24 protein-coding genes and 1 pseudogene are annotated in these 23,592 nt (G+C 71.4%); 12 read left to right on the forward strand and 13 right to left on the reverse strand.

What is annotated here, in order from left to right:
* Nucleotides 1-37: 37 nt before the first annotated feature.
* Nucleotides 38-1,891 (forward strand): glycoside hydrolase family 15 protein, encoded by a 1,854-nt coding sequence (locus IG08_RS0113830; RefSeq protein ID WP_043454201.1) that lies wholly within the window; start codon nt 38-40, stop codon nt 1,889-1,891.
* Here IG08_RS0113830 and galE read toward each other — a convergent pair.
* Entirely contained in the window at nt 1,852-2,907 is a 1,056-nt protein-coding gene (gene galE, locus IG08_RS0113835) for a UDP-glucose 4-epimerase GalE (protein WP_030600634.1), read from the reverse strand. The two genes, IG08_RS0113830 and galE, sit on opposite strands and share 40 nt — an antisense overlap.
* Before the next feature lie 207 nt (nt 2,908-3,114).
* On the opposite strand from galE, the gene IG08_RS0113840 reads away from it, so the two are divergent.
* Nucleotides 3,115-3,444: a DUF2218 domain-containing protein gene (locus tag IG08_RS0113840; protein WP_030600638.1), complete on the forward strand. Its 330-nt coding sequence runs from the start codon at nt 3,115-3,117 to the stop codon at nt 3,442-3,444.
* Nucleotides 3,445-3,451: 7 nt separating this feature from the next.
* On the opposite strand, the gene IG08_RS0113845 is transcribed toward IG08_RS0113840, so the two are convergent.
* The 5 genes from IG08_RS0113845 to IG08_RS0113865 form a co-directional block, all read right to left on the reverse strand.
* Complete coding sequence (locus tag IG08_RS0113845) at nt 3,452-3,979, reverse strand: NUDIX hydrolase family protein (RefSeq protein ID WP_030600643.1); 528 nt, start codon at nt 3,977-3,979, stop codon at nt 3,452-3,454.
* A gap of 42 nt (nt 3,980-4,021) precedes the next feature.
* The gene (locus IG08_RS0113850; RefSeq protein WP_030600645.1) at nt 4,022-5,179 is read right to left on the reverse strand and encodes an amidohydrolase family protein; all 1,158 of its coding nucleotides are present in this window, start codon (nt 5,177-5,179) and stop codon (nt 4,022-4,024) included.
* 1 nt (nt 5,180) lies between these two features.
* Nucleotides 5,181-6,584: a glutamine synthetase family protein gene (locus IG08_RS0113855; protein WP_030600647.1), complete on the reverse strand. Its 1,404-nt coding sequence runs from the start codon at nt 6,582-6,584 to the stop codon at nt 5,181-5,183.
* Nucleotides 6,585-6,635: 51 nt separating this feature from the next.
* The gene (locus IG08_RS0113860; RefSeq protein ID WP_030600650.1) at nt 6,636-7,448 is read right to left on the reverse strand and encodes an SAM-dependent methyltransferase; all 813 of its coding nucleotides are present in this window, start codon (nt 7,446-7,448) and stop codon (nt 6,636-6,638) included.
* A gap of 111 nt (nt 7,449-7,559) precedes the next feature.
* Nucleotides 7,560-8,369, reverse strand: a complete 810-nt coding sequence (locus IG08_RS0113865; RefSeq protein ID WP_030600653.1) for a hypothetical protein — start codon at nt 8,367-8,369, stop codon at nt 7,560-7,562.
* A gap of 180 nt (nt 8,370-8,549) precedes the next feature.
* On the opposite strand from IG08_RS0113865, the gene IG08_RS0113870 reads away from it, so the two are divergent.
* A complete protein-coding gene (locus IG08_RS0113870; protein WP_030600656.1) occupies nt 8,550-9,017 on the forward strand; it encodes a potassium channel family protein in 468 nt (155 codons plus the stop codon).
* A gap of 5 nt (nt 9,018-9,022) precedes the next feature.
* On the opposite strand, the gene IG08_RS0113875 is transcribed toward IG08_RS0113870, so the two are convergent.
* The 4 genes from IG08_RS0113875 to IG08_RS0113890 form a co-directional block, all read right to left on the reverse strand.
* Nucleotides 9,023-9,718, reverse strand: coding sequence for a response regulator (locus IG08_RS0113875; RefSeq protein WP_030600659.1), 696 nt, complete (start codon nt 9,716-9,718; stop codon nt 9,023-9,025).
* 81 nt (nt 9,719-9,799) lie between these two features.
* Complete coding sequence (locus tag IG08_RS0113880) at nt 9,800-11,812, reverse strand: FtsX-like permease family protein (protein WP_030600661.1); 2,013 nt, start codon at nt 11,810-11,812, stop codon at nt 9,800-9,802.
* Between the two features lie 28 nt (nt 11,813-11,840).
* Entirely contained in the window at nt 11,841-12,524 is a 684-nt protein-coding gene (locus IG08_RS0113885) for an ABC transporter ATP-binding protein (protein ID WP_030600664.1), read from the reverse strand.
* Between the two features lie 19 nt (nt 12,525-12,543).
* On the reverse strand, nt 12,544-12,912 hold the full coding sequence (locus IG08_RS0113890; protein ID WP_030600666.1) for a DUF4333 domain-containing protein: 369 nt from the start codon (nt 12,910-12,912) through the stop codon (nt 12,544-12,546).
* Between the two features lie 174 nt (nt 12,913-13,086).
* Between IG08_RS0113890 and IG08_RS0113895 the strand changes: the two genes are divergently transcribed.
* The 7 genes from IG08_RS0113895 (at nt 13,087) to IG08_RS0113925 (ending at nt 19,664) form a co-directional block, all read left to right on the forward strand.
* Nucleotides 13,087-14,235 (forward strand): sensor histidine kinase, encoded by a 1,149-nt coding sequence (locus IG08_RS0113895; protein ID WP_030600669.1) that lies wholly within the window; start codon nt 13,087-13,089, stop codon nt 14,233-14,235.
* A 75-nt stretch (nt 14,236-14,310) separates the two neighbouring features.
* Nucleotides 14,311-14,955, forward strand: a complete 645-nt coding sequence (locus tag IG08_RS0113900; protein WP_043454205.1) for a helix-turn-helix domain-containing protein — start codon at nt 14,311-14,313, stop codon at nt 14,953-14,955.
* 45 nt (nt 14,956-15,000) lie between these two features.
* Nucleotides 15,001-16,326 (forward strand): M24 family metallopeptidase, encoded by a 1,326-nt coding sequence (locus tag IG08_RS0113905; RefSeq protein ID WP_030600675.1) that lies wholly within the window; start codon nt 15,001-15,003, stop codon nt 16,324-16,326.
* Complete coding sequence (locus IG08_RS54165) at nt 16,326-16,715, forward strand: transketolase C-terminal domain-containing protein (RefSeq protein WP_078655588.1); 390 nt, start codon at nt 16,326-16,328, stop codon at nt 16,713-16,715. The genes IG08_RS0113905 and IG08_RS54165 overlap by 1 nt, the downstream gene beginning before the upstream one ends.
* Before the next feature lie 44 nt (nt 16,716-16,759).
* Complete coding sequence (locus IG08_RS0113915) at nt 16,760-18,106, forward strand: amidohydrolase family protein (RefSeq protein WP_030600678.1); 1,347 nt, start codon at nt 16,760-16,762, stop codon at nt 18,104-18,106.
* A complete protein-coding gene (locus IG08_RS0113920) occupies nt 18,103-18,978 on the forward strand; it encodes a cupin domain-containing protein (RefSeq protein ID WP_030600681.1) in 876 nt (291 codons plus the stop codon). The genes IG08_RS0113915 and IG08_RS0113920 overlap by 4 nt, the downstream gene beginning before the upstream one ends.
* Complete coding sequence (locus IG08_RS0113925) at nt 18,975-19,664, forward strand: SDR family NAD(P)-dependent oxidoreductase (protein WP_030600684.1); 690 nt, start codon at nt 18,975-18,977, stop codon at nt 19,662-19,664. The genes IG08_RS0113920 and IG08_RS0113925 overlap by 4 nt, the downstream gene beginning before the upstream one ends.
* A 159-nt stretch (nt 19,665-19,823) precedes the next feature.
* Here IG08_RS0113925 and IG08_RS0113930 read toward each other — a convergent pair whose 3' ends face one another.
* A complete protein-coding gene (locus IG08_RS0113930; protein WP_030600686.1) occupies nt 19,824-20,216 on the reverse strand; it encodes a hypothetical protein in 393 nt (130 codons plus the stop codon).
* Between the two features lie 306 nt (nt 20,217-20,522).
* Between IG08_RS0113930 and IG08_RS0113935 the strand changes: the two genes are divergently transcribed.
* Nucleotides 20,523-21,119, forward strand: a complete 597-nt coding sequence (locus tag IG08_RS0113935) for a hypothetical protein (protein WP_030600687.1) — start codon at nt 20,523-20,525, stop codon at nt 21,117-21,119.
* Nucleotides 21,120-21,183: 64 nt separating this feature from the next.
* On the opposite strand, the gene IG08_RS60100 is transcribed toward IG08_RS0113935, so the two are convergent.
* On the reverse strand, nt 21,184-21,336 hold the full coding sequence (locus IG08_RS60100; RefSeq protein ID WP_158812232.1) for a hypothetical protein: 153 nt from the start codon (nt 21,334-21,336) through the stop codon (nt 21,184-21,186).
* A gap of 648 nt (nt 21,337-21,984) precedes the next feature.
* Here IG08_RS60100 and IG08_RS0113945 point away from each other — a divergent pair.
* Nucleotides 21,985-22,839, forward strand: a complete 855-nt coding sequence (locus IG08_RS0113945; RefSeq protein ID WP_030600690.1) for a DUF3592 domain-containing protein — start codon at nt 21,985-21,987, stop codon at nt 22,837-22,839.
* An 80-nt stretch (nt 22,840-22,919) separates the two neighbouring features.
* On the opposite strand, the pseudogene IG08_RS54170 reads toward IG08_RS0113945, so the two are convergent.
* A pseudogene (locus IG08_RS54170) lies at nt 22,920-23,491 on the reverse strand (transposase family protein).
* Between the last annotated feature and the right edge of the window lie 101 nt (nt 23,492-23,592).

Consider the following 23,592-nt stretch of genomic DNA (forward strand, 5'->3'; position numbering starts at 1 on the left):
CACGACCACCGTCTCGACTGTGAAGTGACTGGCGATCATGAGTACTCCCATCGAGGACTACGCCCTCATCAGCGATCTGGAGACCGCGGCCATGGTCGGCAGGGACGGTTCCGTCGACTGGCTGTGTCTGCCCCGCTTCGACTCGCCGGCCTGTCTGGCCGCGCTGCTCGGCACGGAGGACAACGGCTTCTGGCGGGTCGCCCCCGTCGCCCGCGGGCCGTGCCCACAGCGGGCCTACCGGCCGGACACGTTGGTCCTGGATACGCGGTGGGAGACCGCGACGGGGGCCGTGCGGGTCACGGACTTCATGCCGCCCCGCGCCCAACTGCCCTGCATCGTCCGGGTGGTCGAGGGCCTCTCCGGCACGGTGTCCATACGCAGCGAGCTGCGGCTGCGCTTCCACCAGGGCCGGGTCGTGCCCTGGATCCGGGCCGTCGACCATGGCGCGGTGGCGGTCGCCGGCCCGGATGCCGTCTGGCTGGACGCCGACGGCCCCGTACGGGCGGTCGACGGCGCGGACTCCATGGTGTACGACTTCACCGTCCCGGCCGGACGACGGCTGGCGCTGACGCTGGTGTGGTCGCCGTCGCATCTGCCCGAGACGCCCGCGCCGCTGTGCGTCCCGGCCGAGACCTTGCTGAAGGAGACCGGCGACTTCTGGCGGCGCTGGGCCGTCCAGTGCCGTTATGCGGGACCGTGGCGGGACGCCGTGATGCGCTCCCTGATCACGCTCAAGGCGCTCACCTACGCACCCACGGGCGGCATCGTCGCCGCCCCGACGACATCCCTGCCCGGACGCATCGGCGGCGAGCGCAACTGGGACCACCGCTACTGCTGGCTGCGCGATTCCACCCTGACCCTGTCCTGTCTGCTGCACAGCGGCTACCGCGACGAGGCGGCGGCCTGGCTGGGCTGGCTGGTGCGGGCGATCGCGGGCGACCCCGCCGACCTGCAGACCGTGTACGGCGTGGGCGGGCAGCGCCTGTTGCCGGAGACCGAGGCGCCGTGGCTGCCCGGCTACGAGGGCTCCCGGCCCGTCCGGTTCGGCAACTCAGCGACGAACCAGTTTCAGTTGGACGTCTACGGCGAGGTCCTCGACGCCCTCTGGCTGTCGCTGCGGGCCGGGATCCCCATGCCCCCGCATGTGTGGAGCCTGGTGGAGGCCATGATGGGCAATCTGCTCCGACGCTGGCGGGAACCCGACCAGGGGCTGTGGCAGGTTCGCGGTCCCGGTCAGCAGTTCGTCCACTCCAAGGTCATGGCCTGGGTCGCCGCCGACCGCGCCCTGCGGATGGGGCAGTTGCTCGGCAGGAACGGCTCCTCGGCCGAGTGGCGGGCCATGCGGGACGAGGTGCACCGGGAGGTGTGCCGGGAGGGCTGGGACCCGCGGCAGGGGTCCTTCGTCCAGTCCTACGGCTCCTCGGCTCTGGACGCCTCCGCGCTGCTGATGCCGCGGCTCGGATTCCTCCCGGCCGGGGATGAGCGCGTGCGCGGGACCGTGCGGGCGCTGCGAGGCCTGCGGCACGGCGGATTCGTACGGCGGTACGCGCAGGGCGGGCCCGGTGTGCAGGACGTGGACGGCATGCCGGGCGGCGAGAGCACGTTCGTGGCGTGCTCTCTGTGGTACGCCGATGCGCTCGCCGTGACCGGCCACGTGGAGCAGGCCCGGGAGGCGTTCGAGAGAGTGCTCGCGATCCGCAACGACGTCGGTCTGCTCTCCGAGCAGTGGGATCCGGACACGAACCGCCAACTGGGCAACGCGCCACAGGCGTTCAGCCACATCGCCCTGGTGGAGACGGCGTTCGCCCTGTCGGAGCTGCCCGCGGGGCACCCAGTCGATTCGCCCGCCGGTCACTCCTTCGCATTCGGCCGTCGGGCAGAGCCCGTGTAGCCGTTCGGGTTGAGCTGCTGGAAGCGCCAGGCGTCCCGGCAGATGTCGGCGAGGTCGAGGGTGGGCCGCCAGCCCCAGTCGTGCGCCACGGCACTCGCGTCGGCGACCAGTGTGGCCACGTCGCCCGGGCGGCGAGGTGCGAACTCGTACGGTACGGGTCTGTCGGACACCTCGGAGAACGCGGTGACGACGTCCAGGACCGAACTGCCCCGGCCGGCGCCCAGGTTGTACACGTGCATGCCCGGGCCGTCGGCGAGATGGTCGAGGGCGACACGATGGGCGTCGACGGTGTCCATGACGTGGAGGTAGTCGCGGATCGCGGTCCCGTCCGGTGTCGGATAGTCGTTCCCGAACACGTGCAGCCGCTCCCGCCGGCCGTCGGCAACCTGGGCCACGTACGGCATCAGGTTCTCGGGCGGGTCGGGGGGATCCTCGCCGAGCAGCCCGCTGGGGTGGGCCCCGGCCGGGTTGAAGTACCGCAGGCTCAGCACCGTGTACTCGGGGCACCGGTGGCAGACGTCGGCGAGGATCTGCTCGCAGAGCCACTTGGAGGCCGCGTAGGGGTTGGTGGGCCGGGGCGGGGTGGTCTCGTCCAGGCGCTCGTGCCCGGCGTCGCCGTAGACCGCACAGGAGGACGAGAACACGAGCTGGTGCACCCCGTGCTCGTCCATGGCCCTGAGCAGGGCGGTCGTGCCTCCGACGTTGGCGTCGTAGTACTCGACCGGCATGCGGGTCGAGGTGCCGACGGCCTTGTACGCGGCGAAGTGCACGACGGCGTCCACGGCGTGCCGGTCGAACACGGCCGACAGGGCGCGCCGGTCGCGGATGTCCAGTTCGTAGACGGCGCCGACGAACCGGCCGGCGATCCGTTCCACCCGGGTCAGGACCTGCGGGGTGCTGTTGGAGTAATCGTCGACCACGATCACCTCGTAGCCGTGGTCGAGCAGTTCGACGCAGGCGTGACTGCCGATGAAACCGGCTCCACCGGTCACGAGGACGGTTGACGGTGGGCTCATGGGCCCGGTTCCTTCGCTTCACAACGTCGTATGTTTACGACGTATATGTCCAACCTTCCCCTCATCGCCCGCGAGCGTCAAGCGCTGCCGGCCCGACGCGCCGCGAACCCATATCCTGCGCACGCGATGGAAGGGGGCGGGTGCGTGCCGGGTGCGTCACTGCGGCAGTATCGAACCGTTCGCACACCGTCACCCCGGGAGTCCTCCATGCCCCGCTCCGAAGCCCGAGTCCCCACCGACCGCCCCCACCGCTACGCCAAGCAGCTCGCCTCCCACCTGGGCCGGCGCAGCGAGACCAGCTGGGACGAGGAGAGCGGCGAGGGCAGCGTCGTCTTCCAGAACGGCGGCACCGGCACCCTCACCGCCGCCGAGGGTGCGCTGCTGCTCGTGCTGGAGACGGACGCCGAACACCTCGACCTCCTGGAGGGCGTCCTCGGAAGCCACCTGGTCCGCTTCGGCACCAAGGACGAGCTGGTCGTCGAGTGGAAGCGCGACACCGGCGAGCCCGGCACGACCCAGCGGGGCGACTCCGACTGACCGCGGGTCAGCTCACCGAGCCCACATGCGCCAGCGCCTGCCGCAGCAGCACCCCGTGTCCGCCCGGCATCTCGCTCTGCACCGCGGGAGACAGGGCGTCCTGCGGGCTGAACCAGACCAGGTCGAGGGCGTCCTGGCGGGGGCGGCAGTCGCCGGCGACCGGGACGACGTAGGCCAGGGACACGGCGTGCTGGCGGGGGTCGTGGTACGGCGTGACCCCCTGCGTGGGGAAGTACTCCGCGACGGTGAAGGGCTGCAGCGCGGACGGGATCCGGGGCAGCGCCACGGGGCCGAGGTCCTTCTCCAGGTGGCGCAGGAGGGCGTCGCGGATCCGCTCGTGGTGCAGGACGCGGCCGGAGACCAGGGTCCGGCTGACCGTCCCGTCGGGCCCTATGCGCAGCAGCAGGCCGACGCTGGTGACTTCGCCGCTGTCGTCGACGCGCACGGGCACGGCCTCGACGTACAGGATCGGCATGCGGGCGCGCGCCTGCTCGAGGTCGTCGGCGCTCAGCCAGCCGGGCGTGGTTTCGGTCATGTCAGACATTGCTTGATCATACTTTCCGGGGACGGCGGGCGCTCAGTCGTGCTCGCCTGCTGGGACGGGGTCGGGGGAGGGAAGTCCGTAAAGGCGGCGGGCGTTGTCTCCGCCCGCCCACGCCGCGATCCGCAGCGCGTCCGGCAGGCTCAGTTCGTCGGCGTCCACCCGCTCCTGGAGCAGTTCGGCCAGACCCTGCCGGAAGGCCCGCGCGCCGAGTAGATGGAATTCAGCCACACCATAGGCGTCCGAGCTGTACAGCAGCTTGCGGAACGGTGTGATCTCCAGCGCCTCCGCCAGGATCGCCCGGGCCCGGGCGGGGCCGACGTAGTGCAGGGTGAGGCCCACATCCAGGTACACCTGTTCGAACACCGCGGCCAGATAGGCGGCCTGCCGCTGGTACGGCCAGCAGTGCAGCAGCAGAACCGGGACCGTGCCCGAGGTCAGGTGCAGCCAGTCGGTCAGGTGGGTGGGGTCCACCCGGTGCATACGGATGTCGCTGTCGCCCAGCCCGGTGTGCAGCTGGAGCGGCAGCCCCAGGTCCACGGCGGTCCACAGCAGGTGCCGTACCAGTACCGGATCGGCCAGGCGGCCGCCGTCGGCGAGCCAGCGCCGGGCCGCCTCGGTGACGTCCGCGTCCGTGGGGCGGGTCGGATCCAGATCGAACCCGGTCCGGTAGGCCGCGACGGACTTCACGGCCACCACGCCCGGCCGGCCCACCGCGTCGAGGGCGGCCGAGCGGAACGTTTCGGCGTACTCGCCCGGCTCGACGCCCCGCGCCGCCACCGCCTCGGCGACACTCTCCAGTCGTACGACCTCGTAAGCCGTCCCGCCGGCGGCCTCCGCCAGCTCCTGCGGCGTCGTGATGCGGTCCGGCACGTACCCCGTGTCCACGCAGAGCACGTCCGTGCCCGCGGCGGTGAGGAAGCGGCGGTTCACCTCGTGCCAGCCGAGTTGGGACCTCCGTGCTACGTACTCCACCGCGGGGGCGTGGCGCGGCAGGTCCAGCAGGGGAGCGCAGTGGCGGCGGACCGCCACGCCGACGGGGCTGTCGAACGGGGAGATGCCGGGCCAGGCCGCGCCCTCGGTGATCAGCGACTCGAAGCCCGCCCGGTCGAGGTCGGCGGTCACGACACCGTGGCAGTGGTGGTCCACCAGCCGTACGGCCGCGAGCGCTTCATCAACAGGCCGTGCGCTCATGTCAGTACTTCCAGCGGTACGCCGCCGCGACCCGCTCGTCGTCCAGCCCGGCCACGGCCTCGATCTCCCCGAGTCGTACGGCGATCACGGCGTCGGCGAGGACCGGGCCCAGCGCGGCCCGCAGCCGTTTGTCCCCGCGGAACTCCTCGACCGCCTCGGACAGGGAGGTCGGCAGCCGCCGTACGCCCCGGGCCGCCGCCTCCGCGGCGCCGAGCCGGGCCGGATCCCCGGTGGTCTCCTCGGGCAGGGGCGCGGCCGAGGTCAGGCCGTCCAGGCCGGCGGCGATGAGGCAGGTCAGGGCGAGGTACGGGTTCGCGGCCAGGTCGACCGGCTTCACCTCCAGGTTCGCGGCCCGGGCCTGGAGGCCCGCCGTGCCCGTGACGACCCGGACGGCCGCCTCGCGGGTCTCCCTGCCCCAGGAGGTGAACACCCCTGCCCACTGGGAGGGTTTGAGGCGCAGGTAGCTGGCCGGGCTCGGTGCGGTCACGGCCGTGAGGGCGGGCAGACGGGCGAGGATCCCCGCCGTGAACGACTCGGCCTCGGCCGTCATGCCGTAGCGGCCCTTGCCGCCGGCGTGCAGGTTCACGCCGGCGCGCCAGGCGGAGAGGTGGATGTGGCCGCCGTTGCCGACGCCCTTGGCGAAGACCGCCGGGGCGAAGGAGACGGTCAGGCCGTGGCGCCCGGCGACCGCCCGGATCGTCTGCCGGACGAGGACGCTGCGGTCGGCCGCCGCCACCGGGTCGAGGGCGCCCACCGAGATCTCGAACTGCCCGGCCGCGTACTCGGGATGGAGCTGCTCGATGTCGATGCCCTGCTCGGCGCAGGCCGCCAGGAGGTCGGCCGCGTAGTCACCGAGCTCGACCTGTCGGGTGGCGCCGTACGCCGGTCCAGTGGTCGCGGGCACGAACTCGCCGTCGGGCGCCGCCCCTTGACCCACGGACCACTCGATCTCGATGGCCGCCTTGAACGTGATGCCGTGCCGTTCGGCGGCCTCGGCGACGGTTCGGCGCAGGACGGTCCGGGTGCATCCCGGATGCGGCTCGCCCTCCTGAGTGATCCGGTCGACGGGGGCCCAGGCCCAGCCGGGCTGCCCTGCCAGGACGACCAGTTGGTCGAGGTCGGGGTACAGGCGCAGGTCGCCGTCCGGGGAGCCGAGGACGTCGGTGGCGACGATGGAGTCGTTCGCCAGGAAGGTGTCGAACACCGGTGACATGCCGACGCCCCAGGCCGCCGCCGAGGCGAGCTTCGCTGTCGGGACCGTCTTCACCCGGCCGACTCCGGCGGTGTCGACGTAGCCGAGGACGATGCCGTGCACGCCCCGCTCGGAGAGCTCGTCGCTCAGCGCGGTGGCCCGCTCCACGTCACCGGGGCGGCCGCCGGGGACGGGGTCGGCAAGGGTGGTCATACGTCCTCCACGACGAGCTCGGTCGAACTCGGGCCGGAATCGGCGCCTGTGTCAGCGTTTCACGGCCACCGCGCCGAACTGCGGTACCACGACGGGGGAGTCGGGCTCGGCACGCCACTGCGAGCACGACACGAGACCCGGGTCGAGCAGCTCCAGCCCGTTGAAGTACGCGGCGATGTCCTCGCGGCTGCGGGCGGTGATCGGCGGCGTGGCGTTCTCGTTCCAGAACTTCATGGCCGGGACCTGGCCCTCGCCACCGAGGTCGGCGTCGAAGGTGGGGTGGGTCAGGGCCAGGTAGCTGCCGGAGGGCAGCGCGGCCACGACGCGGCGCGCGATGTCCTGTGCCTCCTCGGCGTCGAGCACGAAGTTGAGGATGCCCAGCATCATCACCGCGACCGGTTTGTCGAAGTCGAGGGTCTGCGAGGCACGTTCGAGGATGGCGTCCGGGTCGTGCACATCGGCGTCGATGTAGTCGGTGACGCCTTCGGGGGTGCTGGTCAGGAGGGTTCGGGCGTGGACGAGCACGATCGGGTCGTTGTCGACGTAGACGATGCGCGAGTCGGGCGCGATGTCCTGGGCGATCTCGTGGGTGTTCTCCACCGTCGGCAGCCCGGTGCCGATGTCGAGGAACTGACGGACGCCCTGCTCACCGGCGAGGAACCGCACCGACCGGCCCAGGAACCAGCGGTCCGCGCGGGCAATCTCCCGGATGATCGGGAACATCCCGGCGACGTGCTCGCCGACCCGCTGGTCGACCTCGTAGTTGTCCTTGCCGCCGATCCAGTAGTTCCACACGCGCGCGTTGTGCGCCACACCGGTGTTCAGCCTCGCCGACCCGCCTGCCGGGGTGTGGCTCTCGCTCACGACTGTGCTCCTTGCTCGCGCCTGCGGCCTTCGTCGCCATTGTGCCGTCCGATGATCAGCTTGTCCCGGAAACGGCTCGAGCGGAAGGGGCCCGAAGCGCAGGCGGGAGCATCAGTCGACCTCGCCGGGGGTCGCGGCGGGCGTTCTGCCGGCCAGCACGTCCTTCAGCCGTTGCGTGCCCAGCTTCACCGCGTCCTCGACCGAGTCGCCCTCGTCGCCGTCGAGGCCGCCGGCCGTGACGGTGATCGCGTCGGTGCCGACGCGGACGGCGGCCACGTCCAGCGTGAGCGTGGCGGCCTTGCCCTGCACGGTGACGCGCAGTCCCTGCCGGGCGTCGCCCGCGTCGGGCAGCGAGGCCTCGATCACCCGGACCGTGCGCTGCTCACCGGCGGAGTCGGTCGCGGTGAACTGGTCGCACTTGACCGGCAGGGTCTTCAACCAGGTCAGGGAGGCGGCCAGTTCGGCCCGGCCGTAGGCGGCGACCTGGTGGAGGAGGCGGGACTGGTCCTCCTCGAAGCCCCTCAGCGCGGACGCGCCCGAGGGCTCGCCCAGCAGGTCGTCGCCGTAGAGCCCGTCGAGCAGCTTCTGGCAGTCGGCGGCGTCGGTCTTCGCGGTGAGGAAGTCGGCGACGTCGACCGTGTCGATGAGCAGGGAGTCGCGCCAGGTCGCGGCGTCCTTCACCTGTGTCCAGTCGTCCTCGATGTCGGCCTCGGTGATCAGGGCGGTCCGCGCGCCGGCCTCGGTGAGCACTGCGGCAGGTGAGGCGGTCGGCGACTTCTTGGCGACGGGGGACGCGGCCACTTCCGCGGTGCTCGACCCGTTGTCGCCGTCGTCACTCGAACAGGCCGCCGTGGTCAGCAGCGTGCCTGCCGCCAGGGCCGAGGCGAGGAGTCTGACTGGTCGGGACGGACGTGCGGTCATCGCGGTGGCCTCCTGAGAACGGGGTGAGTTCCCACAGCGCACCATCGGCCCTGGTGGGCCACCAGCGCTCGGGCCTGTTCGGGTGAGCGCTGGTGCGACTCGAACGCTCCGCCCGGCGTGCCCCCGCCCGCCGCCGTGGCGACACTGTCCGCATACGGCACCGGACCCCAAGGAGCGACCATGCTGCCCGGATTCCTCACCAGGGCGGTCGAGTTGCTGCTCGCCCGGGAGGGGCGCTCGCTCCACCTGAAGGCGGCGGGCGGTGCGACGGCCGTCCTCGCGGTGGTGATGCTCACCGGTTCCTGGGCGGTGGTCGCCGCCGAACACGGGGTGCGGGGCGCCAGTTTGACGTCGTACCCGAAGGCGCTGTGGTGGTCGATCGAGACGGCGACGACTGTCGGATACGGCGACTTCTATCCCGTGACCCTGTGGGGGCGGGTCGTCGGCGCGGTGGTGATGGTCGTCGGGATCACGACGTACGGCATGGTCACCGCGGCCACGGCCACCTGGTTCGTGGGCCGGGAGCAGCGGCGTCGCCACCGGCTGGCCCACGGTGTCCACGAGGCGGGCGCGGAGACCGTGCGCGCCCTGCACGAGCGGTTCGACCGGCTGGAACGGCTGCTCGACGCCAAGGGCCGGGACGGCTGAGCTGCTCAGGCATCCGGCTGCGCGTGCCCGTGCTGCCAGGCCCAGGCCGCGATCTCCACGCGGTTCCGGGCGTCCAGCTTGAGCTGGACGCTGGACAGGTGCGTCTTGACGGTGGAGAGGGAGACGTACAGTTCGGCGGCGATCTCGGCGTTCGTGCGGCCGAGGGCGACCAGCCGGACCACGTCGAGCTCACGGTCGGTGAGAGCTTCGGTGGGCGGCGCCGGGCGGGGCGGGGCGGTCGGTTCCGGGGTCGCCGTGACGTGCTTGAGCAGGCGCACGGTGACCGAGGGGGAGACCAGCGAGTCGCCGGCCGCGGCGGCGCGGACCGCCTCCGCGAGCAGGGTCGGCCCGGAGTCCTTGAGCAGGAATCCGCAGGCGCCGCCGCGCAGTGCGCCGTAGACGTACTCGTCGAGGTCGAAGGTGGTGACCACGACGACCCGCAGCGGATCGGCGACGTCGGGCCCCGCCAGCAGCCGGGTGGCCGTCAGACCGTCCAGCTTCGGCATCCGGATGTCCAGCAGACACACGTCCGGCCGCAGCTTTCGGGCCAGTTCCACGGCCGCCTCGCCGTCGGCCGCCTCGGCGACCACGGTGATGTCGGGCTGCGCGTCCAGGAAGAAGCGGAAACCGGTGCGGACCATGTCCTGGTCGTCGGCGATCAGGACACGGATGGGCGCGCCGGGCGGGGTGGGGCTCGTCATGGCTCGCATCATGCCTCAGGAAGTCATGGGGACGGCCCGCCGCGGTGTCGCGGCGGGCCGTCCAGCCGGTCGTCGGTGTCGTCAGTCCGCGCTCTGCGCCGGGTCGGCCGTCACCCGTCGCAGCAGCGGCCTGCTGGCGCCGATGGCGGCGAACATCGCCAGTGCCCCGAGCACCAGACACGCGACCAGCTCCACGGCGCCGGAGGTGTTGATGCCGGCGCCGGCCGCCTTGTTGAGCTGGTAGGAGCCGTAGACGCCCATCGCGGTGGTGCCGCCCGCCAGGGCCACGAGGGGGAGGACCGTCTCGCGCAGCCGGGCCCGGTCCAGCACCCTCAGCGGGGTGCCGGCGAGGCGCAGCAGGCCGTAGACGCGCCGTCGGTCGAGGACGTTCGCGGCGGCGGTGAGGCCGGCGGAGGCGGTTGCCAGGACGAAGCTCAGGATCAGGGTGGCGGTGCTGGCCTGGGCGATGCGGTCGGTGGTCGTACGGTCGCTCGCCCCCGCGTAGTCCTGGGAGTACGGCAGCGTGCCCGAGCCGACGGGGGTGAGCGCGGTGACGGCGGTGTCGATGCGCTCCGTGCCGCCGGTGACGTGGGCGATCACGCCCGGGCTGCCGCCCAGCAGGCTGTCGAAGTCCTCCTCGCTGCCGACGGTGACGGTCGCGGTGACGCCGGCCCGGTTCAGCAGGGTGCGGGCCTCGGTGGCGGCCTGCCGGGCCTCGGCGGTGCCGACGGTGGTCACGGCGACCTGGTCCCGGTACTGCGAGACGTCGGAGCCCAGCAAGCTGACGGAGAAGAACCCGGCCGCGAACCCGGCCAGCACCAGACCGCTGACCGTGCGCCAGGCGCCGCGCGGGTCGTCGCTGAGCCGGCGTGCGGCCAGCAGGGTCGCCGGGCGGCGGGCGAAGCGGCCCACGATCCGGCCCAGCCGGTCCACGACCCACGGGCCGAACAGCCAGAACGCGCCGTAGAAGATGATCAGCAGGGCGAGCAGTTGGCCGGCCTTGAGCTGGCCGCCGCCGGCCGTGGACACCCAGATGTAGCCCAGGGCCCCCACGAACAGCACGAGCCGGATCATGCGGGTGCGCCTCGGGTTCGCCTGCTGGGCGACCCCCAGCGGCGAGGTCGCCACCTGGCGCAGCATCGACACCGCGCTGACGGTGATGAGCGCGGTGACCGCCAGCACGACGCCCGCGAACCACGCCGGTCCCACCCACAGCTGCCCGGTGTACCAGGAGCCGACGCCGTACGGGATCTTCGCGAGGGCGGGCAGCAGCACCGCGTAGGCGAGCGCGCCTGTCAGCGCTCCGGCCGTGCCGACGGCCGCTGCCTCCACCGCGGTCATCGCGATGATCTGCCGTGGAGTCGCCCCGGCCAGCCGCAACGCGGCGAGTCGCTGCTCGCGCCGGGCCGCCCCGAGCCGTCCGGCCGCCGAGGAGAGCACCACGACGGGCATCGCCAGCAGCACCACGCCCAGCAACGCCATCGCCTGGTCCGTAGCCGTGAACATGCTCGCCTTGGTGCCGGTGAACCCGGAGACCACCGCTCGCGCGCTCTGGCCTCCGTCGAACCAACTCGCGCCCTCCGCGGCCGCCTTGGACATCGCGGGGTCGGTCGGCGCCCGGCCCACCACGGCGACGAGCTCGTCGGGCGAGGCGAGACCGGCCGCGCCGATCGTGCCGTACGACGAGACCTTCGGGAGCCGATCGGCCAGTTGGCTCGCGGGCAGCTTGTGCAGCAGCTCGGCCAGGGCGGGGGAGACGTACACCTCACCCTTCTTCGGGAAGGCGTTGAGGCCGGGCGGTGCGGGGGTCGCAGCGCGGTCGGGCAGCTGGGCCAGGGAGACGACGGTGAGGGGTTCATGGCGGACGTAGGTCGTGGCGAGTGCCTGGACGGCGGTGCCGTGCTTGTCGGCCTGGGGCGTGCGCCAGGCGGTGTGGTCGGCGCGGGTGCCGGAGCCGAGCGAGGCGGCGATCATCACCAGCATCACGAACGCGCCGACGGCGGCGGCGCCGGCCGCCAGCAGCTGGCTCTGCAGGCCGCGGCGGCCGGAGGACCGGGCGAGGTGCCAGGTCAGGGGCAGGACGGAGGTGCGCATGTCGGGGCTCCTGAAGTACGCGGTCGGCTCAGGCGACCGTGTACTGGCTGTAGTTGCTGATCAGGCCGTCGCGGACGTGGAGGATGTGGTCGCAGTGGGCGGCGACGTCGGCGTCGTGGGTGACCATCACCAGGGCGGCGCCCTGTTCGCGGGTGACCGAGGTCAGCAGCCGGATCACCTCCGTGCTGGTGGCCTGGTCCAGGGCGCCGGTCGGTTCGTCGGCGAAGACCACGTCCGGTTCGACGGCCAGGGCGCGGGCGATGGCGACCCGCTGGGCCTGTCCGCCGGACAGCTGGCCGGGGCGGCGGCCCTCCAGCCCGTCGAGGCCCAGCGGCGCGAACCAGCGGCGGGCCCGCTTCACCGCCTGACGGCGGGGCGTGCCCTCCAGCATCAGCGGCAGGGCGACGTTCTCCTCGGCGGGCAGCTCGGGCAGCAGCTGGCCGGACTGGAAGACGAACCCGAAGCGCTTGCGGCGCAGGGCGCTGAGCTTGTTCTCGCCGAGATTGTCGATGCGCTCGCCGCGCAGCAGGACCTGCCCGCCGTCGGGACGGACGATCCCCGCGAGGGTGTGGAGGAGGGTGGACTTGCCGGACCCGGACGGGCCCATGATCGCCAGCGAGTCGCGCTCGCGGACCTCGACGTCCACGCCCGCCAGGGCGGTGGTGGAGCCGTACTTCTTGACGAGGCCGTGACCGGCCAGAACGGAGTGCATCACGGGAACCGGTCCTCTTCTAGCGCTCGAACTTCCAGGTCACGGAGTCGGCCGCGGCTTTGACCACGGTGACGGGGATGTCGACGGACCCGCCGTCGCTCTTCTTGCCGGTGCAGGTGACGGAGGCCCCGGCGACGGCCTTCAGCCCGGTCGGGCAGGAGACGTCGGTGACCTTCGTCCCGACCCAGGGCAGGGGGTGGTACTTGCTCTGGGTGCGGCCCTCGACGATGTTCGCCGCGAGTGCCTTGTGACCGCCGACGGCCACGGTGTCCTGCGCGTCCAGCACGGTGGTCGACTCGGTTCCGGACAGCAGGTGCGTACCGACTCCGAAGAGGGCGGCCACGCCGACCGCTCCGCCGATGGCACCGACGACGAACTTGCGTTGCATCACGAACTCCTGAGGTTGGGGGAGGAAGTGGCTCCGTGAGGAGGTGGCTCCACCCTCGCCCGTGGGCGCGGGCGCCCGCCTCGGCCATAAGGCCAAGGTCGTCAGGCTCGGGGCGGCGTGCCCTCGACCGTTCGGCCGATCCCGCCCGGGCCCGCGCCGCATACGGTGAACAGCATGAAGTCCGTTTCCCCTGGGGGCTGCGCACGCGGCGCCGGTCTCGGCGCCCTGTTCGCGGCGGCGGCCATCGACTCGTACTACGCGAACGCCTCCGAAACCATCAACTGGCCTGTGGTGGCCGTGCTGCTGCTCGGCGGCGCGGCCCTGCTGTGGCCGGCCGACCGGCGCCCCGCGTGGCTCACCCCGCAGCTGCGCACCGGCGTACCGGCCCTGGCCTCCCTGCTGTACACGGCGACCTCGCCGCTGCGCCCCGAGAGTCTGTTCGGCCCGGGCGAGCTGATCGTCCTGCTGAGCCTGCTCTTCGTCGCCGTACGGCACTGTCCGCCGCAGTGGGTCGTGCTGTCGGGCGTGCTGGACGGCGCCGCCGTGCTGGCCCTGCCGGTGCGGACCTACCGGAACGACATGGGCCCGATGACGGGCTTCATGCTGATCGGCCTCGTGCTGGTCGGCCTCACCGCGGGGTTCGCCGCCTATCTGCGTTCGCTGGACTACCGGCGGACCGTCGCCGTCAGCGACACCCGCCGATCCGAGCGCCTGGCCATCGCCGCCGACCTGCACGACTTCGTCGCCCACCACGTCACCGGCATCCTGGTGCAGACCCAGGTGGCCCGCATGATGGCCGACACCGAGCAGGGCGACCTCGACCCCGTCCTCGCCGGCATCGAACGTGCCGCGACCGAGGCCCTGGCGTCGATGCGCCGCACGGTCGGCGTGCTGCGCGACAGCGGGGAGGACGCGGCCGACCGGCGCCCGGTGGGCGACCTGGTGGGCATCGCCGAGCTCGTGGACAGCTTCGCGACCCCGGTCCAGAGGGCGGTCCTGCACCGCGACCCCGCCGTCTCCGACGACCTCCCGCACGAGGTGCAGGCGGCGGCCTTCCGGGTCGTCCAGGAGGCGCTGACCAACGTACGGCGGCACGCGGGCGACGCCACCCAGGTCACCGTCCGGCTGCGGCACGACGGCCGTCGGCTGGACGTGTCGGTGGCGGACGACGGCCGGGGCGGCAGCCAGCTCCCGGCCGCGGCGCACGGCGGCGGGTTCGGCCTCGTCGGGCTGAAGGAACGGGTGACGGCACTGGGCGGCGAGCTGAATGCCGGGCCGTGTGACGGTCATGGGTGGGAGGTGCGTGCGGTGTTCCCGGCGTGACGGTCGCCCTTCCATCGGCGCGGGCCGTGGCTGTTCAATGTCACTGCACATGCCGGTCTGTCGGAGGAGCTGCTCGTGTCACCAGCCACCGTGCCGTCCCTGGGTGCGAGCATCCGCAGGGCACGCCTCGCGCGCGGGCTCACTCTGCGCGGCCTGGCCCGGGAGATCGGCGTCTCCGCGAGCCTCGTCTCCCAGATCGAGACCGGCAAGAGCCAGCCGTCGGTGAGCACGCTGTACGCCATCACGACGGTCCTCGGCATCTCCGTGGAGGCACTGTTCGACGCCTACGAGGAGCAGGGCGCCGTGTCCCCGGTCGTCGCCGTGGCCCCGGGCACGGTGGTGCAGGCCCTGGCCGCCTTCGCCGCCGACCCCGGCCGCCGTATCGGTCCCCTGGTCGCACCCGGTGCACGGGACGTGCTGGAGCTGGACTCCGGCGTCGTCTGGGAGCGCCTCGGGCATGTCCCCGGCACCGACGTCGACTTCCTGCTCGTCACGTACCGGCCCGGTGGCTCCTCCTCCAGTTCCGGCGGCCTGATGCGGCACGCCGGCACCGAGTACGGCTACCTCACCTCCGGAGAACTCGTCCTCACCCTCGGCTTCGACGAGCACACCCTGCGCCCCGGCGACGCGGTCTGCTTCGAGTCGACGACCCCGCACCGGTACCGCAACGATGGCGCCGAACCGGCCGTGGGCGTCTGGTTCGTGTTCAGTGGCACTTGACACCTCCGGTGCGCGGTCGTTCACTCCGCAGTGGGGGTGTTCGCCATGGCGATCCGCACATACGGACCCAACGCCGTCGACTGGGAAGAGCGCATCGACCTGGACCGGCTGCGCAAAGAGCGCCTGGCCCGCCTGCACGAGAAGCTGAACCGCTCCGAGCTGGGCGCCGTGCTCAGCTTCGACTTCGCCAACATCCGCTACATGACCGCCACGCACATCGGCACCTGGGCGATGGACAAGCTGATCCGCTTCGCCCTGCTGGTGCGCGGCGGCGAGCCGGTCATCTGGGACTTCGGCTCCGCGGCCCGCCACCACCAGCTCTACAACCCCTGGCTCGACTACAGCGAGGGCAAGGACGGGCCGCCCACCGGCGCCCGCGCCGGCATCTCCACTCTCCGTGGCGCCTTCCATCCGGACGCCGGGATCGCCGAGGACGTCGCCCGGAAGATCGCCGCCGAACTGCGCGAACACGGCCTGGCGGGCGAGCCCTTGGGCATCGACGTCGCCGAGATGCCGGTCCTCGCCGCCCTGCGCGCCGAGGGCATCGACGTCGTCGACGGCCAGCAGGTCTTCCTGGAGGCCCGCCGCACCAAGACCCGCGACGAGATCTCCCTGCTCACCCAGGCCTGCGCTATGGTCGACGCGGCCTACGAGGAGCTCTACGGCTATCTGCGCCCCGGCGTGCGCGAGAACGAGTGCGTCGGACTGGTCAGCAAGGTCCTCTACGACCTGGGCAGCGAGTACGTCGAGGGCGTCAACGCCATCTCCGGGGAGCGCTGTTCACCTCACCCGCACGTCTACAGCGACCGCCTGATCCGCCCCGGCGACCCCGCCTTCTTCGACATCCTGCACAGCCACCTCGGCTACCGCACCTGCTACTACCGCACCTTCGCCGTCGGCAGCGCCTCCCGCGCCCAGCGCGACGCGTACGTGCGCTGCCGCGAGTACATGGACGAGGCCATCGCCCTCGTCCGGCCCGGCGCCACCACCGCCGACATCGTCCAAGTGTGGCCGCGCGCCGAGGAGTTCGGCTTCGCCGACGAGACCGCTGCGTTTGCTCTCCAATACGGCCATGGCGTCGGCCTGTCGATCTGGGAGAAGCCCATCTTCAGCCGCCTCGTCTCCCTCGACCATCCCGAAGTCCTCGAAGAGGGCATGGTGTTCGCCCTGGAGACCTACTGGCCGGCCGACGACGGCTGGTCCGCGGCCCGCATCGAGGAGGAGCTGGTCGTCACCGCCGACGGCTGCGAGGTCATCACCAAGTTCCCGGCGGAGGAACTGCTGGTGGCGGGCCGCAAGTACTGGACGGTCGGCGGCGAGCTCAACACCCGGCGCGAGGCACAGTCCCATCTGAACAGGGGCGGCGCCTGATGGCCGGGCGGGACGAACTCCTCGCGCTGTACGAACAGATGGCCGTCATCCGCCGTACGGAGAAGGACGCCCACGACCCCGCCGAGGACGGCATCGAGGCGGAGGTCGTCGACCTGTGCTGCCTGGTGCCGCTGGACCTGAGCACCGTTCTCTCCTCGCACGACCGGACCTTGCGGCTGGTGACGGTGGAGGAGAACCCGCACCAGGGCGGCTGGGGCGCCACCCTCGTGTCGGTCGTCGACGACGAGGGACTCGGCCTGCTGGACGCGCCCGGGCGCCGGGTGGCGGGCGAGTGCGTCCCGCTGCCGTTCGCCGACGCGCCGGCGGAGCAGATCATCCCCACCGCGGACAAGGCCGTGGCGGCGGTGCGGAACCTCGCCGCGTACTGAACACCCCTTGCACCCCCCTTGAACTCCCCATGGAAGGAAGGGCGATGACCAGTCGGATACTCCTTCGTGCCGGGCACGTGCTCTCGATGGATCCCGCCGTCGGGGACCTGCCGAGGGGTGACGTCCTCATCGAGGACGGGAAGATCGCGGCCGTACGGCCGGACATCGAGGCGGACGCCGAGGTCCTCGACATGACCGGCCGCATCGTGATCCCCGGCTTCGTCGACACCCACCGCCACACCTGGGAGGCCTCGATCCGCGGGGTCGCGCCCGACGCCACCCTCGACGACTACTTCGTCGACATCCTCGACACCTTCGCACCCCTGTACACGCCCGAGGACGTGTACGCGGCCAACCTCGCAGGCGCCCTGGAGTGCCTCAACGCCGGCATCACCACCCTCGTCGACTGGTCGCACATCAACAACACGCCCGAGCATCCGGACGCGGCGATCCGGGCCCTGGCGGAGACCGGCATCCGCGCCCAGTACGCGTACGGCAGCGCCAACACCTCCCTCGCCGAGTACTGGTTCGAGAGCAAGATCGCGATACCGGGCGACGACGTACGCCGCATCCGCGCCCAGAACTTCGCCTCCGACGACGGCCTGCTCACCATGGCGCTCGCCACCCGCGGCCCCGGCTTCTGCGTCAACGACGTCGTCACCGCCGAATGGGCCCTCGCCCGCGAACTGGACATCCCGATCACCGTGCACGTGGGGATGGGCCGCATGGCGGGCCGCTTCGGGATGGTGAAACAGCTCAACGACCTGGGACTCCTCGGCCCCGACACCACCTACATCCACTGCTGTTACTTCAGCGAGGAGGAATGGCGGATGGTCGCCGACAGCGGCGGTACGGTGTCCGTCGCGCCGCAGGTGGAGACGCAGATGGGGCACGGCTGGCCGCCCGTGGTGAAGGCGATCGAGCACGGACTGCGGCCCTCGCTCAGCATCGACGTCGTGACCACCGTCCCCGGCGACATGTTCACCCAGATCCGCGCGGCCTTCGGTGCCGAGCGCGCCCGGATCAACGCCGCGTGCTGGCAGGCCGATGTCCCGGTGCCGGAAACGATGTTGACGGCACGTCAGATGCTGGAGATCGCCACGCGCAACGGCGCCCATGTCGCGGGACTGGAACACCGCACCGGCTCCCTGACCCCCGGCAAGCGCGCCGACGTCGTCGCGATCGACGCAACTGCCCTGAACGTGGCCCCGGTTCACGACGCGGCCGCCGCGGTGACGCTGTCGGCCGACGTCTCCAACGTGGAGACGGTCATCGTCGACGGCGTCGTCCGCAAGCGCGACGGCAGGCTGACGGCCGACGTGGCCCGCGCCCGGCGCCTCGTCGAGGAGTCCCGCGACCGGCTGCTGACCGCCAAGGCGGCGCGGGCATGACGCGTCACCTGGTGCGCCGGGCCACGGACGTCACCGAGCCGCCGTACGACGAACACGGCTACCGGCGAAGGGAGTTGGTCGGCGAGGGCGACGGCAGCGCGCACACCGGCTTCGGCATCTGCGAGCTGCGGCCCGACGGGGTGGCCGGGGCCCATGTGCACTCGTACGAGGAGAGCTTCCACATCCTCGACGGGACGGTGATCCTCGACGTGCCGGAGGGCGCGTACCTCCTGGAGGAGGGCGACTACGGCCTCCTCCCGACCGGCGTTCCGCATGCCTGGCGCGGTGCCGGGGACACGGCCGCGCGCTGGGCGGACATGCTCGCTCCGGTGCCACGGGCCCGCTACGGGTACGACACCCAGACGGTGCCCGCGATCCCCGCGCGGGACCCCGTCCGCATCGACGTCCGCGACCCGCGCACCAGGTCCTTCGGCCACTTCGAGGCCGCGCAGATGGACCCGGGCAAGCAGTCCCAGGACCTGCTCGCGGTGTCGGCGAGCATGCGCACCGCGCTGCTCGTCTACAGCGGCATCACCGTGAAGATGATGGTCGACGGCGACCTGGGCGCGGTCGCCTCGACGATGTTCATGGTGCAGTACGCGCCCGACGGCGTCGCGGGCACGCACGACCATCCCTTCGAGGAGACGTATCTGATCCTGGAAGGGGACGTGGACGCGACCCTCGACGGCTCGGTGCACCGACTGGGGCCCGGTGACGTGGCCTGGGCGGGCGCCGGTTGTGTGCACGGGTTCACCAACGCCGGTCAGGGACCGGTGCGTTGGCTGGAGACACAGGCGCCGCAGCCGCCGGTGCGCCACTCGTACCGGTTCACGCGGGACTGGGAGTACCTGAGGGAGGCCCTGGAATCATGAGCAGCGTCCTCGTCGTCGGCGGTACGTCCGGGATCGGCCGTGAGTTCGCCCGTATGCGCGCGGAACGTGGGGACGAGGTCGTCCTCACCGGCCGCGACGCGCACCGCGCGGACACCGTGGCCAAGGAGATCGGCGCGCGCGGCCTCGCCCTCGACCTCGCACGGCCGCACGAGATCGCCGCGGCACTGGCCGGCCTCGGACGCGTCGACCACCTGGTCATCGCGGGCATCTCCCGCGACGAGAACCGGGTCACCGAGTACGACATCGACGCCGCGCTCCACCTCGTCACCCTCAAGCTCGTCGGCTACACGGAGGTCGTGCACACGCTGCAGCCCCGGCTGCACGACGACAGCGCGATCGTGCTGTTCGGCGGGCAGGCGAAGGAGCGCCCCTACCCGGGCGCGACGACGGTAGCGACCGTGAACGCGGGGGTGACCGGCCTGGTGCACACCCTCGCCGTCGAACTCGCCCCCGTCCGCGTCAACGCCGTCCACCCGGGCGTCGTGGGCGACAGCCCGCACTGGCGGACCAAACCGGAGCAGGTGCTGACCGGCCTGCGCGCAAAGACGCCCACTGGGCGGCTCGCCACGATGGCGGACGTGGCGGACGCGGTGGACTTCCTGCTGCGCAACCGGTCGGTCAACGCGGTGGGGTTGAGTGTGGACGGGGGGTGGCTGCTCGGCTGAACGGGGTCGGTCAGTCTTTTCCAACCTGAGGTTCCAGGTCACGGGGCCGGCGTGGGACGGGGGCGGGGTGCTCGGACTGGTCGGGTCCGTGATCGTTAGCAGCTGATCGCCCGTCGGCGGGAGGTTGCGCCGACACCTGGTACTGCTCTTTCGTGTGTCCTACCAGTATGTGGCCGGTCCCGAGACGACCCAGCCGGCGTCGGTAGGCTTGACCCGAAGGCCCAAGGCCACCTCGACCATCTGCGCGCGGTAGGTGATCTCAACGTAGAGATGGCTGCCAGTGGGGTCCCAGTGAAAGTCCGCGAGGTCGAGTTCGCAGAGCCAGGACAGGTCCTGCTCCCACTTGTCGGCAGCAGGGCTGCCGCTCGCCTCGTCCTCATCGGCGCTCGCTTCGACGGAGCCGGTCCACAGCGACTTGAGCACATGACGGACCGGGTAGTGATCGATGAGTTGTTCGGCTTCAGGGATCCTCCCGGCTCGGAGCAGGCTGAAGTAGTGGCGAACGACCGCTTCGACGTCGGTTTTGGCCGGGCGCTCCGTCCAGATCCTCACCGCGAGATCATACGAGTTCGGTAACGCCACCGAGCGGTTTCACCCTGACCATCGCGGGTGGTGGGAGGGCTGGCACGGGGGTGGGGCTCGGGTGTTTCCCCAACCACCCGAGCGTCCCGCCCCCGTCGCGCGCTTGACCCGTGACCTGCGACGACGCCCTCGGTGACAGCCAGATACGCGCCTACTAGGACCTGTTCTGAGTCCGGATCGCGGGGGTGGTCGGGAGTCGCCGGCATACCCAACCTCTTGTCAGACACCGCTGTTACGTTGACGCGAGGATCTTGCTTCGACCTCTGGAGAGGGCGCATGTACGACGAACGGCTCGCCGAGTTCTCCCGCGAGCGGCTGGACGGCCGTCCCATACCCGAGGATCTGCGCGTGCTGCTGGTGGCGCAGTGGGAAGGCCGCACCGACTTCACCCACCTTCTCGACCTCGACTTCTTCGAGGCGGGAGAGGTCCATCCGCTCCTGGACACCAGCTATCTGAGCGAAAAGGAACTCGCGGACCCGGAGATGCAGGCCGTCAACGCCGGAGCCGCGGAGATGGCCAAGTACGTCAAGCTCGTGGCGAAGGGCGGGAAGGGGTGGATCGGTTACTGGCTGCACCCCGACGAACCCGCGGACCGTGCCTGGCACCTCATAGAGCTGGACACCGAGTTCACCTTCTGGGGCCTGGTCGGCCTCACCCTGACCGAGGGGTCCGCCGCCGGGCAGGCAAGCTACCAGGACGAGCCCGACGAGCGAATCGCGTTCACACAACTGGCCGCCGAACTCGCCGAGCTTGGCCTACCGCTAAGCACCCAGGACTACGACGCCCTCGATGACACCGAGTACACGGTGGCCCCGGAGGAACTCATGGAGGAGCTGATCGAAGCCGAACGCGAGAAGCGCGGTCTTCGCTGAGCGGGGAGACGCCGGCGCCCCGGGTGCCGCAACGGGAGGTGGTTGCCATATTGGCAGCCGCCGGTCATGAGATATCTCGTTCATCGCCGGTGCGGAACCGCCAGATGATTCCCTCCAGTTGATCGCGCAGGCGCTCCGGGTAGGGGCCGTACTGCCCGATCGGCAGGTGAGGGCGGATCAACTCCCGGTCGTCATCGTTCAGTTCACGTCGCGCCACACCGGTGTCCTATCAGCTCGACCACGATCGCCGGTATCGGTTGCGGAAACCGAGATCACGACTCCGCACAGGCCATAGCCGCGCTCCTGGGCACACCGGCTTCTCATCATGGGCGCCTGGCTGGCGGAACGAGCTCCGGGATGTCTGCACGAAGCTGCCCACAGGCCGTTGCTGACCCCCGGCCGGCGGACAAGTGACAGGAGACCGTCCAGCCGTTCAAGCCGTGGGAGAGAGCGGTGATGAAGGCCTCTTCTCGCGGGCTTGGGCGCAGGGGCTGCCGCGTACCGGGTTGAAACTGGAGAACCGCAACAGGAGAAAGCGTCCGGTGTAGGGAGCAAGCAGATCGATCAGCGCCGCCTCATCCTCGGGGCGCGGGTCGCAAAGAACGTAGTTCAGCCGCACCGGGCGTACCAGGCCCATACCGGCTACGTCGGGCCGACCGCGAGAACGACGGAGCCCTGGGGGCCGGGGCCCTGCGATGTCAGTCGCCGATGTCACGAGCCCCCGGGAAGACGCGGTAGGCGGCTGCGGGCCGAGGGGGTCGCCGGCGTGGGCTGCGGTCAGCCGACCGCACGCCCCGACATCACCCGATCAGTTCAGTACCATTGTTTCCCGGCGACCGCGCCGACCTGCACCACAGGAGGCGCCATGGAGACCGTGGATCCGTCAGTGCGTCGGCGCCAGCAACGCGATCGTCAGGTGGGCAATCCGGCGGCCCTGCGTATGGGCGTGATCTGGTTCGTCCTCGGCGCCGCGGGCGCCTTCGTGCTCGGCCTCCTCGTCGCCCTGTGGTTCGACGCGCTGCGCGCGATCTCCCTCAACGCGCCGTCCGGCACCCACGTCTCCGGTGTCTCGGTCCCGCTCGTCGGCGCCGGGGTGGTCGCAGGGGCCCTCCTGGCGGGCCTGGGACTGCCGGCGGGGGCCCATCATCTCGACGGCTACCGGGCTGTACGGGGCGGCGGCGGATGGGCGCTGGCGATCGGCGTCGCCGGCTTTGCCCTGGGCGTCGCTGTCGCGGCGCGGGACTGGGTGGCGGCGGACCGCGTCGGCTGGGTGGTGACGGACTACGAGCCGCCGGAGCCCTGGGGTTGGGGGCCGTGGATCCTCTACTACGCCGACCTCTGGCTGCCGGGTCTCCTGGTCGTGCTCTCGCTGTTGCTGGTGTGGTCGGCCGTCCGGGCCCAGCGCCGCGGCGCCGCGAGCGCCGCCACCCGGGACCGGCTGCTGATCGAGGGGCTGCGGACCACCGGGACCATCAGCGAGCTGCGCATCCACTACTCCAGTGACGACTCCGGTGGGCGGCACGTCGCGGGGGCCACCGCCACGGTCACCTACGTCGACGCCGTCGGCACGCGCCGCTGGGTGACGCGCAAGTACGCCGATGCGTCCGTGCTCGTCCAGGGTGGTGCGGTGCAGGTGCTCCACGACCCTGCCCGCCCGGACGACGACGCCTCGGTGTTCGTGAGCTTCCTGCAGGAGCCGGCTGCCCTCGACTGGGTCTGACGGGCAGTTCGGCGGAGCTCCGGCCGGTCAGTCACAGTGGATCGCGCCGGGCGGGCTAGTGCTGTGAGCCGTTTTCATCCTCACGCTGACGCGTGGTGAAGGACGAGGACGGCCTTCACGATGTTGGTGATGCGGTTGGTGCTGCAGCGGAGTCTCTGCAGCAGGCGCCAGTCCTTGAGGGTGGCCATGGCCTGTTCGCCGACGTAACGGATCTTGGCGTGGGTGGTGTTGTGACGGCGCTTCCATCGCTTGAGCGGCGGCCCCGGAAAGGCACCCGGACGGGTCCGCCGGCGCCTTGGTATGCCTTGATGCTCCTATATATGTCAGCCCAACATTTGAGGTCCGCATCGGCGAGGGCGTCGATGATCCCGTGGTGTCGGGCGGCGGTGAGGTCGTGGGTCGAGCCGGGGCAGGGCTGGCGAGGCCCAGAGGAGACGTCCGAACGGGTCGGGGAGGACCTGTGCCGAATCCGGCGGTGAGTTGGGCGTAGGTGTCACCGCACCGCAGGTGGGCGAGGGCGAGCAGAGCCTGACGTCCGGCAGGAAGGCGCCGCCACCGCGTTCCGATCTCCTGCCGCCGGGCTGTCAGTTGCCCGGTCAGGCAACCGCAAGGTGCGGCTGGACAGATCAATCGAGGACGGGTAGGCAAGCACACGAAGCTCCCTGCGGACACGGCTGATCTTGGTCGAGAACCCGTCTGCCAGGAGCTTCATCGTTGCGCAGGAGTGTCCAACTCCCGCCCACCACCGCCAGC

This window comes from Streptomyces fulvoviolaceus, assembly GCF_000718165.1.
In the GTDB taxonomy this organism is placed as follows: Bacteria; Actinomycetota; Actinomycetes; order Streptomycetales; family Streptomycetaceae; genus Streptomyces; species Streptomyces fulvoviolaceus.